Below are 12,613 nucleotides of genomic sequence, written 5' to 3' on the forward strand. Positions count from 1 at the left end.
ACCGCAAGCGCCGCCCGAGGGCGGCGTTTTGCGTGCTAGCGAAGAATTTCTATGGCTAATTTGAGATAATCGTTCCGCGCCGCTACAATCTTCCAGTCCCGGTAGCAGCTTGTGCTCCATTGATAGAATGCGGCAAATTCATGTTCCGCTATGAATTCATCAAAAATCAGGACGGTTCCGGGCTTGATGTAGGGATCCAGATTCATGAGGGTGTAGAGCGTTGCAGAGTGAAGGTCGGCATCAAGATGGATCACCATGCGATTTTGCTGGCGATAGCTGCTGAGGAAGGGACGCAACGTCTTTTGAAATAACCCTTTGTGGTAGGTTATACGTGCGTCGTTAATGGACGGGAAAGCTCCATTGTTGCTGAATGCGCCCACCTTGTTGTCAAACCAAGCCTCGGGCAGACCTTCGAACGTGTCGAAGCCAAAGAAGCGCGACTGCGGGTGTTGATTGATATTGACCCACCTGCGAAGGCTGTCTCCTTGAGCTACACCAAATTCAAGATAATCCACCGGCACATCTGCGAGAATGCGGTCATTCACATAGGCATCAGGTGTCGCTTGCTATAGTCATACTGCATGATCGGGTAAGGATACGTCTGGCGGGTCAAGGTGCCGTGCAGCAGAACCTTGTGGTAGCCAATGGCCCAAGTTTCGAGATCGCCTTGAATCAGTTTTTCCTGGTCAATGAAGAACATACATCTGCTCCTTAAAGCGCTTTAGTGAAAAAACGTCAGTGGTGCTATCTATATGCAAAGTGCATTCCATTGTCCGGGTGCCAGAAAAAAAAGGACGGTTCCGCCGGAACCGTCCTTTACCGTTGTGTTGAAAGCAACTATTTCATCGCTTCGGGGAACAGCTCCCCGGCCATCTCGCGCAGCTTGAACTTCTGTATCTTGCCGCTCGCAGTCATGGGGTATTCCGTCACAAAGGCTATGTGACGCGGCACCTTGTGCCATGCAATCTGGCCACGGCAGAAGTCGCGTATGTCTTCCGGAGTAACCTCGCATCCTTCCTTGGGAATGATGAAGGCCCCCACTTCTTCGCCGTATTTACGGCTGGGTACGCCGACTACCTGCACGTCCTGCACTGCGGGCATGCCGTAGAGGAATTCTTCGATCTCGCGGGGGTAGATGTTCTCGCCACCCCGGATGATCATGTCTTTGATGCGGCCGGTGATGACCACATAGCCTTCCTCATCCATGGTGCCGAGGTCGCCGGAATGCAGCCAGCCCTGCGGGTCCACGGCTTTTTCCGTGGCCTCGGGCATATTGTAGTAGCCTTTCATGACGTTGTAGCCACGGCAGACAACTTCGCCCTGCACGCCGCGGGGACACTCTTCGCCGGTTTCGGGGTCCATGACCATCACTTCAATACCGGGCATGTGTCTGCCAACGGTCTGGGTGCGACGTTCAAAGCTTTCGTCGCACAGGGTCTGAGTCATAACCGGCGAGCCTTCGGTAAGGCCGTAGCAGATGGTGATCTCGCGCATGTTCATCTTTTCGATGACCCGGCGCATGAGCGGTGCGGGGCAGACGGAACCGGCCATGATGCCTGTGCGCAGCGAGCTGTAGTCGAACTTGTCGAAAATCTTGTGCTCGAGCACGGCAAGGAACATGGTGGGCACGCCGTACAGCGCGGTGCACTTTTCCTGATCAATGGACGCCATGACATGCACGGGGCTGAAGCTCTCGAGAATGACAAGGGCGGCACCGTGGTTCACGGCCGCCAGCACGCCCAGCACGCAGCCGAAGCAGTGGAAGAGCGGCACCGGCAGGCACAGGCGGTCTTTGCTGGTGAAGTTCTGGTTCCTGCCGATCCAGTATCCGTTCAGGCCGATGTTGAGGTGAGAGAGCATGACCCCCTTGGGGAAGCCGGTGGTACCGGACGTATACTGCATGTTCACCACATCGTGGGGCGAAAGCGCCTGCTGGCGCTCAAGGTATTCCTGCTCGGTGCACATGGCCTTCATGGCCATGATTTCCGGCACGGAATACATGCCGCGGTGCTTTTCCACACCAAGGAACATGACCCGCTTGAGGTGCGGCAGCGATTCGCACTGCAGCTTGCCCCGGGGCTGGGTCTTCAGCTCCGGAATGATGTCGAAGATGGTCTGCACGTAGTCGTGGTCGCGGAACCCGTCCATGATGAACAGGTTTTCGCACTCGGACTGGGTGAGCAGATACTGCAGCTCGCTCTTGCGGTAGTTGGTGTTGATGGTGAGCAGCACCGCACCGATTTTGGCCGTGGCAAACTGCAGGGCCACCCAGTAGGGCACGTTGGTGGACCATACGGCCACCTTTTCGCCATGCTGCACGCCAAGGGCCATAAGGCCGCGCGCAAGATCGTCCACCACGGCACCGAACTGCTTGTAGGTGAGGCGGTAGTCACGGTCCACGTAAATGACGGCATCGTTATCGGGATATTTCGCTATGGTCTCGTCCAGAATCTGGCCGAGCGTTTTTTCTCGGATCTCGAACTGTTCCATCGTGCGTTCCTAGGGGTAGTAAATGACGGCGTAAATCTCGGCAGGACCATCTCCGGCGGCACCGGCATAGTGCGGTACAATGGAGTTGTAGTAGATGCTGTCACCGGCTTCCAGAATATATTCTTCCTTGCCGTAGATGATCTGCAGCTTGCCTGAAACCACAACGATGAACTCTTCACCCTGGTGGGAGGAGAGCTTGCGGTCTTCTTCGGGCTCCGGAGAAATTTCCACGAAGAAGGGCTCCATGTTGCGGTCGGTCTTGCCCTTGCCGAGGGAATGAAAACGGAACGCAGGACGCTTGTCGTCCGCCTTCTGCATGGTCAGGTCTGCCTCGCGTGAGGCCTTGCGGACCACAAGGGGGTCGGTGGAAACCTGATCATCCATGAAGGTGCCAAGGCGTACGTTCAGGGCGCGTGCAATCTTCTGTAGCGGAGCAATGGAGGGACAAAGGTCGCTGTCCTCAAGCGCAGTGATGACCGCTAGCTGCACGTCGGCTGCGGCGGCCAGATCTTCGCGGGTCATTTTACGCTCTTCCCGGTATTTACGGATTCGGACTCCAAGCTTTTCTACAGACATGACGCCTCCTGATTTGAACAATGATGTGAAAACGTAAAAAAGAGGTATACAAGGATGCGCAAATACTCAAGCCCTAAGAGGGGAATTCCAGAAAACTCAACATGTTGAGCGGGTACACACTCGCTTGGGAGAGGGGCGCTTCCGACCGGAGAGCTTAATGCTCAGCAGGAACGTATTCCGGTACCATGCGGCGTAGTATCGCTCTGATCTGCACGTGGTCATAGGCATCTGCAGCTTTTTCAAGATCTTGCAGGTCGGCGGCGAATTGCTCGCGGCCCGTTGCCATGGCCTTCTGGTCGCAGCAGCCCAGCACCATGATCTTGTCATGTTCCGTGCGCAGAATGCCTTCGCCGTCGGTGATGAGCTCTTCATAGAGCTTTTCGCCTTCGCGCAGACCGGTGAAGGTGATCTCGATATCCTTGTCCGGTTCAAAACCGGCCAGCCGGATGAGGTCCGCCGCCATGTCGGCTATGCGGACGGGAACGCCCATGTCGAGCACGAAGGTCTCGCCGCCGTGTGCCATGGTGCCGGACTGCAGAATGAGCTGGGCAGCTTCCGGAATGGACATGAAGTAGCGGGTGACTTCCGGATGGGTGACCGTGACAGGACCGCCCTTGCTTATCTGGTCGAGAAACAGGGGGATGACCGAACCGGACGAGCCGAGCACGTTGCCGAAGCGTACCGCCATGAAGCGGGTATCGGAGCCGGCAAAGGTCTGCATGAGCAGTTCGGTTATGCGCTTTGAGGTGCCCATGACGTTGGTGGGGCGAACTGCCTTGTCGGTGGAAACCACCACAAAGCGTTCCACACCGGCATCAACGGCAGCCTGCATGATCGTGCGCGTGCCCACGATGTTGTTGTGTACCGCCTGCCACGGGTTGCGTTCGAGCATGGGAACATGCTTGTAGGCCGCAGCGTGGAACACGGCATGGGGCTTGTGCATGGCAAAGACGGCCTGCATGAGGTGTGCATCGCGGATATTGCCGAGCACGGTCACGTAATTCTTGAAGCCTATGCGGTGCAGCAGCTCCATTTCGATCTGATAGAGGTTGTGTTCGCCCGCATCCAGAAGAACGATCTTGGCCGGATTGTAACGCACGATCTGGCGCACCAGTTCGGAACCGATGGACCCGCCGCATCCGGTAACAAGGATGGTGCGTCCCTCAAGGTAGGCTGCAATGGCCTTGGTATCCAGATTGATCTGCGAACGCCCGAGCAGGTCAAGGTAGTTCACCTCGCGCAGTGCTTTTACCCCACGCTTCCAGTCCAGCATTTCATGCATGGAAGGCAGGATCTTGTGCGAGAGACCTATCTCTTTGCAGGTGTTCACGATTTCCAGAATGGATTCACCGCTTGCCTCGGTCAGGGCGATGATGGCCTCGTCTGCCCGCATGGTCTTGGCGATGCTCTCAAGCGCATCCAGCGAACCGAACACAGGCTTGCCGTGAATGGTCCTGCCGTGGAGCGTGGGTTCCTTGTCGATAAAGCCGAGAATCTCGTACCCGAGGGTGCTTTCCGCCTGCAGTTCGCGGACAAGGCGCTCGCCCGCACGGCCCGCGCCGATGATGATGGCGCGTTTGCGGTTACCGCTTGAGAACAGACTCTTGGTGGAAGAGAAGGGTATGGTGCCGTTATCAAACAGGCAGTAATAGGCGCGAATGCCCATGCGTATGCCGCCCGTGAGGGCAAAGGTCACCAGCGGGTCGAGAATGAACACCGAACGCGGGAACCCCTGCGCGCCATAAGCGTAGACGATGAAAAAAAGTACGATGCACGACTGAATGGCAATGGCCTGCAGCAGGGCCCAGCCATCATGCAGGCTGGTATAGCGCCACATGCCGCGATACAGCCCCATGGTCATGAACACGCCGAATTTGATGGCAAGAACGGGGATGACAAGTTCCAGATACTGCATGACGTAGTTGGCCGGAATCTTGAAATCGAACCGGACGCAGTACGAGAACAGCAACGCCGCACCAAAGCAGGCGAGGTCTATCGCCGCCATGGTGTAGAGATTCTTGGAACGGGAAATCTTGTTACTCACTAGATTCTATCTCCCGCACAGCCTTTGATCAGTGCGATGATGCGGTCAAAATCCGCATCAGTCATGGCCGTGCCGGAAGGCAGGCACAGACCCTCTGCGAAGAGGGATTCACAGACGCTTCCGCCGTAGTTGTCGCAGTCCTTGAAAACAGGCTGCATGTGCATGGGCTTCCATACGGGGCGGGATTCTATGTTTTCACGGTCAAGCGCAAGGCGGATGGTTTCCGGCGAAGCACAGAATTCTTTTTCGTTCACAAGCATGACGGTCAGCCAGCGGTTTGCCTCGCCGTAGGCGGCTTCAGGCATGAACCGGATGCCGGGCAGATTGCCGAGCGCGGCGACATATTTATCGAACAGGGCGCGTTTCTGGCGCACACGTTCGGGCAGGGCAATGAGCTGGCCGCGGCCGATGGCGGCAACAATGTTGCTCATGCGGTAGTTGTAGCCGATTTCACGGTGCTCGTAATGCGGTGCGGTTTCCCGTGCCTGCTGTGAAAGCCAGCGGGAGCGGGTGATGAAGGCTTCATCTTCGGCAGCGAGCAGGCCGCCGCCGGAAGTGGTGATGATCTTGTTGCCGTTGAAGGAAAATGCAGCGCACGCGCCGCCCTTGCCTGCATGACGGCCCTTGTACGTTGCGCCCACGGATTCTGCCGCGTCAATGACGAGCGGAATGCCGTTGCGGTCGAGCACGGAGCGCAGGGCGTCGTAGTCCGCGCACTGGCCGTACAGGTCGGTAACCACCACGGCTGCGGGCGTTTTGCCCTTTCTGCAGTAGTCCTTTACGGCGTCTTCAAGCAGGTTCGGGTCCATGTTCCAGGTGGCATGGTCGCTGTCTATGAACACGGGCTCCGCCCCCATGAAGGTGATGGGGCTCACGCTGCCGATGAAGGTGAGGCTTGATGCGAGCACTATGTCGCCTGCAGAAATGCCGAGCTGACGCATGGCAATGTGCAGTGCCGCAGTGCCGCTGGAAAGGGCTGCGCAGTGGGGAATGCCGGAAAGCGCGGCAAAGTCGTTTTCAAAGCCCGTAACCATGGGGCCGAGCGGGGCAATGAAGTTGCTTGCAAAAGCTTCCTGAACGAATTCGAGTTCTTTCCCGCCCATGTGAGGGGGAGAGAGGTAGATGCGATTCTGTGTGCTCACAGCGTATTCAATCCGTGTTGAATTGTCTTGGCGGCGTTCCGCTCGGTATGGGGAACGACGTCGAAAAAATGCTGCCTATGATATCCGGCTTGCAGAAATATCTCAATCGTTACCGGAAGCCCCGTCTTTTCTGACTTCCGGGGACTTCTCAAAAGTGTGTTCAGCCCGTTCAGCCTGTTCCGCCTGTCCAGATACAGGTTCAGCTACCGGTCCAGATACGTGTTCAGATACGTGTTCCGTTGTCAGGCCCGACGCGTCACCGGTTGCAGGAGGCGTGCCGTTTCCCTGTGTTGCGGACATATCGTCTGCCGTGCAATCAGCCTGAGCTGTCGCAGCCGCTGTTCCCATGAACTCGGGGCAGGTGGCATGGCCGGGGGCGGAAACATCCTCTTTGCGGAAGACCTTCCACACCGTGAGGAACAGGATTTTCAGGTCCAGCCACAGGCTGTGGTTGTCCACATACCATACATCCATCTCAAGGCGCTCTTCCCACGATGCGGCATTGCGGCCGTTAACCTGCGCCCAGCCGGTAATGCCGGGGCGCACCTCGTGCCTGCGGGCCTGACGCGGGGTGTAGCGGTCCAGATACTGGGGCAGCAGCGGGCGCGGTCCCACAAGGCTCATCTCGCCGGTGATGACATTCCAGAGCTCGGGCAGCTCGTCCAGCGAGGCGGAGCGGAGCTTGGAACCGAGCGGGGTGAGGCGCTCATGGTCCGGCAGGGGCTTGCCGTTCTCATCCGTGGCGTCTGTCATGGTCTTGAACTTGAGTATGCGGAACAGCTTGCCGGCCTTGCCGGGGCGTGTCTGGCGGAAGAAAATGTCCTTTGAAATGCCGGAGCGCACACGCAAAGCCAGCAGGCCAATCACCGGCAGCAGAAGCACAAAGGCGGGAAGGGTGACCGCAAGGTCGAATCCGCGCTTGAGCAGGCTGCCGAGCACTGTCTGCGGAAGCACGGCTTCCTGTCCTGCGTGGGCCAGATGCATGGCTTTGAGCTGCGAGCGGCAGACCTGCCGCGCGTCATACCGTTCTTCAGCATAGCGGCGGGAAGCCTTGCCCATGGCGGGCAGTTCTTCGTGTTCGCGTATGCAGCGGCGCATGGCATCCGCCATGGATGCGGCACTACCTGCCGTTGCGCTGAACCCGTTCACACCGTCCAGCACCACCTCGCGGCAGCCGGGGGCGTCCGTAGCGATGACGGGGCGTCCGGTAGCCAGCGCGGCAAGGGCGGCGTGGGGCAGCCCGTTACGGCACGAGGGCAGCACGAAGACGGAAGCCTCTTCCAGAAGCTGCTTGGGATGCGCGGCGGAAGGCAGAATCTCCATCCACGTCTTCCACAGGCTCAGGTCGCTGGAAGAAAGGGGATTGGCTCCCGATTCGGGCGTACCGGCAAGGCGGAAGCGGGTCATGGGATAGTCCTGACGCACCTGCCGTGCGGCTTCGGCAAATTCCTCAAGCCCGCTGTCTTTGTCCATGGGTGAGATGCACTGGAACACGAGGCGTTCCCGTGCTTCAAAATCTCCGCCGGTTTCAGGCAGCGGCGCAAAGGGGTAGGCTTCAAGGTCTACGCCTGCGCCGTTAAGCAGTTTGCTGGCGGTTTCCGCAGGCAGAATGCCCTTGTCGCGGAAAAATGTACGCTCGTCCGGACTCTGGAAAAATACGATGCGGCAGGTGGAAAGGGCGAGCTTGCACAGCATGCGGTTCATGCGTGCGCGCAGCCTGCGCAGGAAAGGCCCTTTTTTCTGCATGGAGGCAAACGAGCCGGGCTGGGCGTATATGCGGTTCACACCGGCGAGCCATGCGGCCAGCGAACCGGCCACGGTCTGCCGGAACCCCTGACAGAGCACAAGGTCTGGCTTGAGAACGCGCAGAGTGCGCCAGAGACTGAAAAGTTCTGCGGCGTCTCTCAGCAGGGCTGGTCCCTTTGCGGGGGAGCCATATTTAATAACGCGGATGTTCAGGGAATGCAGGGCGAAACGGGTGTCGTCGTCCAGTTCGGGAGCGACCACGGTCGCATCGTGGCCTGCTTCCTTCAGGGCGCGGAGGAGAGGACCCATTTCCGTCAGTATGGAGAGGGCGCATTGGCCCGTAAGTACCACTTGCATGTCTGTGTTCCGTAAGAACCTTCGCAGAGGCGGTTTGGTTGTGCTGACCCCGCAACGGGTACGTCCGGCCGGGCATATGGCCTGCCGACTTCAGAACCCTGATCGGGGCGGAAAAAAACCGCGCTGCAGCGCGGTCACACGTGTTTCGCTGCTTACTCCTTTGCCTTGAAAAAGGCAATGAGCACCATGCAAGGCTGCACTTTGGAACTCACTCTTTAACATAGATAACGGGGGCTAGGCCACATCTCTTCGTTTTACAAAAAAGGCAAGCTTTGCTAGGGTCCGTGACCCGGTTTCCGGCAGGCCTGCGGGCAGGGTGTGGAAGCCTTAATCCCCGTTTTACGGGGGGGCGCGGCGACAAACCGCAAGAGGCTGTCGTTGCCCGAAGGACCTGAAGGTTCCGGTTATCATGAACGGAGGACGCTCTCATGCAGAAGACTGTGTTGTTTATCGAAGGCGATGGTATCGGCGCGGAAGTGACCCGGGCTGCGCAGCCGATCATCAATAAGGCCGTTGAAAAGGCCTACGGGAAGGAGCGTGCCCTCGAATGGAAGGAACTCCTCGCCGGTGAAAAGGCGTTCAAGGAAACCGGCGAATATCTGCCCCAGAGCACGCTTGATGCTCTGCGCGGTGCGGAACTTGCCATGAAGGGTCCCCTGACCACGCCTGTAGGCAAGGGCTTCCGCAGTCTGAACGTGACCATGCGTCAGACGCTGGACCTGTATGCCTGCATCCGTCCCATCCGCTATTTCGACGGTATCATGTCGCCGGTCAAGCGCCCCGATCTTGTGGACATGATCGTGTTCCGCGAGAATACCGAAGACGTATACGCCGGTATCGAATATGCCTCAGGTACTCCTGAGGCCAGGAAGATCATCGAGTTTTTCCGCGACCAGCTGGGTGTGAATGTTGACCTTTCTGCCGGTGTGGGCCTCAAGCCCATGACCCCCGCAGGCTCCAAGCGCCTTGTGCGCAAGGCGCTGCAGCATGCTGTTGCGCAGGGCAAGTCCAGCGTGACGCTGGTGCACAAGGGCAACATCATGAAGTACACCGAAGGCGGCTTCCGCGAATGGGGTTACGAAGTGGCCCGTGACGAGTTTGCCGACCAGTTCGTGACCGAAAAGGACTCTGCGGGCGTAACCGGCAAGATCGTGGTCAAAGACCGTATTGCGGACGCCATGTTCCAGGAAGTGCTCATCCGTCCCGAGCAGTACAGCGTGATCGCCACCACCAACCTGAACGGCGACTACATCTCTGATGCGCTTGCCGCACAGGTGGGCGGTCTTGGTCTTGCTCCCGGCGTGAACATGTCCGATACGCTGGCTTTCTACGAAGCCACCCACGGCACGGCTCCCACCATTGCCGGTCAGGACAAGGCCAACCCCGGCAGCCTTATTCTCTGCGGTGCCATGCTGCTTGACCACATCGGCTGGCACGAGGCTGCTGCCCTGATCCACAACGCCATGAACAAGGTTATTTCGGACAAGACCGTGACCGTTGACCTTGCCACCCAGATGGAAGGCGCACGCACCGTGGGCACCACCGAATTCGGCGACCTGCTGGGCGCAGCACTGTAACCGTATCTGTTTGTAATGAAAAAAGCCCCCCTGTCGTACGACAGGGGGGCTTTCTTATGTTGTACCTGCGGGCGCGGTGCGTTTGCTGCTCTTTCAGCTGGCAGCGGCTTCGGCGCGGATGTCATGCATGGTAATGACGGTGTGTTGTCCTTCGGGCATGGCCTTGCGGAGCAGTTCTGTAATCTCATTGATGAAGTGGGAATTCTCTGTGCAGATGAACACCGCATCGGGTTGCAGCCGGACAAGATCGTCCAGGCCACGCACGGTATGATCAAGGAAGGGCTTGCCCACCTTCAGCGGATTGCTTTCGACAAATCCAAGAAACCGTTCGTGGCTCAGATTCAGGTGCTCCATCATGTAAAGGGCGTACGAACCGGCACCATAGAACATGACGGATTTGCCCTGCGCGAAGAATGCGTCAATTTTTTGTTGCACCCCGTTGCGTATCAGGGCATCCCGCGCATCCTTGCGCATCATGTAGTCGCTGATGAGGTCTTTTACTGCGGGGTACTGATTGGAAAGTTCTCGTTTTACTGCCGTAGCATTCGGGCGATAGATGCTCAGGGCCTTGCGTTCGTCCGGCGGTTCCACGGTTTCAAATCCGCCCGCCTCGCACAGGTTTCTGAGCGTTGCGGGGGTGAAGAAGTTCACGTGTTCGGGGATGAACACCTCGTCCGAGGTGGGAGAGACGTAGGGAACCAGAACGACCAGATGCCCCTGCGGTGCAAGGATGTTGCGAACTCCCGCGAGAAAGACGGATGGATCGGGAACATGCTCCATCACGTTATCCATGATGATGAGGTCGAAGGTGCGGGTGAAGCGGATATCCTGAAACGGCTGGCGCAGTATGGTTATTCCCTGCGCCTCAAGCCTGCGGATGTCGATCTCTTCCCGTATCTCCACGCCTGTGCAGTCCGCCCCGTGTTCGCGGAAGACCTCCAGCAGGTTTCCTTCTCCGCAGCCTATGTCCAGCACGGCGCACTGTTCCGGCAGCGTAATGGCCTGCGTCACTTTTTCAAAGACCTTGCGGGCATGTTCGATGACGCTGCGGTTGTCTCCCCAGTTGGGGTAGTAGACGTTCTGGTGAATCCGGATGAACTCTTCATCCGTGGGCGTGGGGTGCAGAAAGGAGAAGCCGCAGTTGCTGCATATGCCCACTGGCATGGTGAAGGTCATGATGCCCCGTTTGGTCACGGAGCGGCGCTGTATGGTGCCGAGATCTTCTATGTCCGGGCTGCCGCAGATGGAGCAGGCTGGGTGCATTGCGGGGTCTCCTTGTATATGGGCTGTTGCAGGTTCGGAACATGCAGCCGGTTGTTTCTGGCAGGCGGTTGCGTCTGAACGTGATGCGTCATTGCAATCCACGTGCCTGGCAATCCACGTGCCTGGGATTGCAGAACACTCGCAGAACCTGCACAGCCATGGGCGGTTCCGCATGGGGGTGGTATATCCTCTTGGAGTAATATTTGCTAATAGGTCTGGAGGGCTGACGATATTCCGTCTGCCCCCTCACCAGCCTGCCGGTTGCCTTTTCTTCCGGCGGCGGGCAATAGTTTTGAAAATAGTCGTGCCGAGGGGAGTGTATGTCCAGAAAAGTTGCGTTGATTACGGGAATAACAGGGCAGGACGGTTCGTATCTCGCCCGCCTGCTGCTTGAAAAGGGCTATGAGGTGCATGGCATAAAGCGTCGTTCCTCACTGTTTAATACCGGCCGCGTTGACGATCTGTATGAAGGGCCTCAGGCACCGGACAGAAGTTTCTTTCTGCACTACGGCGATATGACCGATTCCTCGAACCTGCTGCGCGTCATGCAGGAAGTGCAGCCGGACGAGGTATACAACCTTGCAGCACAGAGCCACGTGGCTGTTTCCTTTGAAAGCCCCGAATATACGGCCGACGTGACCGCCATGGGTACTCTGCGCCTGCTTGAAGCCATCCGCATTCTGCGGCTCGAATCGAAAACGCGCTTTTATCAGGCATCCACCTCCGAGCTGTTCGGCAAGGTGCAGGAAATTCCCCAGAAGGAAACCACGCCTTTCTATCCCCGCTCGCCCTACGCCGTGGCCAAGCTTTATGCCTACTGGATATGCGTGAACTACCGCGAGGCATACGGCATGTTTGCCTGCAACGGCATACTCTTCAACCACGAATCCCCCGTCCGCGGGGAAACCTTTGTCACCCGCAAGATCACCCGTGCGCTCGCCCGCATCAAGCTGGGCCTGCAGGACAGGCTCTATCTCGGTAACATGAACGCCCTGCGCGACTGGGGCCACACGCAGGATTATGTGCGCATGCAGTGGCTCATGCTGCAGCAGGACGAACCCAAGGATTATGTCATTGCCACCGGCGTGCAGCATTCCGTGCGGGAATTTGTTGAAGCGGCGGCCTCCAAGCTGGATATGCGGCTGGACTGGCGCGGCAGCGGGGTGGACGAAAAGGGCTATGACGCTGATTCTGGAGCCTGCATCGTTGCCGTTGACCCGCGCTATTACAGGCCCACGGAAGTGGAAACGCTGCTCGGCGACGCCACCCGCGCCAAGGAAGAACTGGGCTGGGAGCCGGAAATTTCCTTCGACGAAATGGTGGAAGAAATGGCCTCGGAGGATTTACGCGAGGCGCAGCGCGAGAAGCTTTGTCTCGGCAACGGGTTTGAAGTGCCTTTGTGCCACGAATAATAGCGG

The 12,613-nt window shown here is 58.0% G+C and carries 10 protein-coding genes; 2 read left to right on the plus strand and 8 right to left on the minus strand.

Annotated features, from left to right (window positions below; translation table 11 throughout):
* Positions 1-35: 35 nt before the first annotated feature.
* The 7 genes from HUV30_RS04420 to HUV30_RS18455 all read right to left on the minus strand — a co-directional run bounded on the left by HUV30_RS04420 (position 36) and on the right by HUV30_RS18455 (position 8,355).
* Complete coding sequence (locus HUV30_RS04420) at positions 36-545, minus strand: class I SAM-dependent methyltransferase (protein ID WP_174404222.1); 510 nt, start codon at positions 543-545, stop codon at positions 36-38.
* Complete coding sequence (locus HUV30_RS04425) at positions 542-700, minus strand: hypothetical protein (RefSeq protein WP_174404223.1); 159 nt, start codon at positions 698-700, stop codon at positions 542-544. Before HUV30_RS04425 ends, HUV30_RS04420 begins: the two co-directional genes overlap by 4 nt.
* Positions 701-837: 137 nt before the next feature.
* Positions 838-2,490, minus strand: a complete 1,653-nt coding sequence (locus HUV30_RS04430; RefSeq protein ID WP_174404224.1) for an AMP-binding protein — start codon at positions 2,488-2,490, stop codon at positions 838-840.
* Positions 2,491-2,499: 9 nt separating this feature from the next.
* The gene (locus HUV30_RS04435) at positions 2,500-3,066 is read right to left on the minus strand and encodes an XRE family transcriptional regulator (protein ID WP_174404225.1); all 567 of its coding nucleotides are present in this window, start codon (positions 3,064-3,066) and stop codon (positions 2,500-2,502) included.
* Positions 3,067-3,220: 154 nt separating this feature from the next.
* On the minus strand, positions 3,221-5,110 hold the full coding sequence (locus HUV30_RS04440) for a polysaccharide biosynthesis protein (protein ID WP_243452069.1): 1,890 nt from the start codon (positions 5,108-5,110) through the stop codon (positions 3,221-3,223).
* Positions 5,110-6,252, minus strand: coding sequence for a DegT/DnrJ/EryC1/StrS family aminotransferase (locus HUV30_RS04445; protein ID WP_276512307.1), 1,143 nt, complete (start codon positions 6,250-6,252; stop codon positions 5,110-5,112). Before HUV30_RS04445 ends, HUV30_RS04440 begins: the two co-directional genes overlap by 1 nt.
* Before the next feature lie 102 nt (positions 6,253-6,354).
* Complete coding sequence (locus HUV30_RS18455) at positions 6,355-8,355, minus strand: sugar transferase (RefSeq protein WP_174404226.1); 2,001 nt, start codon at positions 8,353-8,355, stop codon at positions 6,355-6,357.
* Between the two features lie 428 nt (positions 8,356-8,783).
* On the opposite strand from HUV30_RS18455, the gene icd reads away from it, so the two are divergent.
* On the plus strand, positions 8,784-9,932 hold the full coding sequence (gene icd, locus HUV30_RS04455) for an NADP-dependent isocitrate dehydrogenase (protein WP_174404227.1): 1,149 nt from the start codon (positions 8,784-8,786) through the stop codon (positions 9,930-9,932).
* Positions 9,933-10,025: 93 nt separating this feature from the next.
* Here icd and HUV30_RS04460 read toward each other — a convergent pair whose 3' ends face one another.
* Positions 10,026-11,195, minus strand: coding sequence for a class I SAM-dependent methyltransferase (locus HUV30_RS04460; protein ID WP_174404228.1), 1,170 nt, complete (start codon positions 11,193-11,195; stop codon positions 10,026-10,028).
* 320 nt (positions 11,196-11,515) lie between these two features.
* Between HUV30_RS04460 and gmd the strand changes: the two genes are divergently transcribed.
* Positions 11,516-12,607 (plus strand): GDP-mannose 4,6-dehydratase, encoded by a 1,092-nt coding sequence (gene gmd / locus HUV30_RS04465; RefSeq protein WP_174404229.1) that lies wholly within the window; start codon positions 11,516-11,518, stop codon positions 12,605-12,607.
* Positions 12,608-12,613: the final 6 nt, after the last annotated feature.

The sequence above is a fragment of the Desulfovibrio subterraneus genome (assembly GCF_013340285.1).
GTDB lineage: Bacteria > Desulfobacterota > Desulfovibrionia > Desulfovibrionales > Desulfovibrionaceae > Halodesulfovibrio > Halodesulfovibrio subterraneus.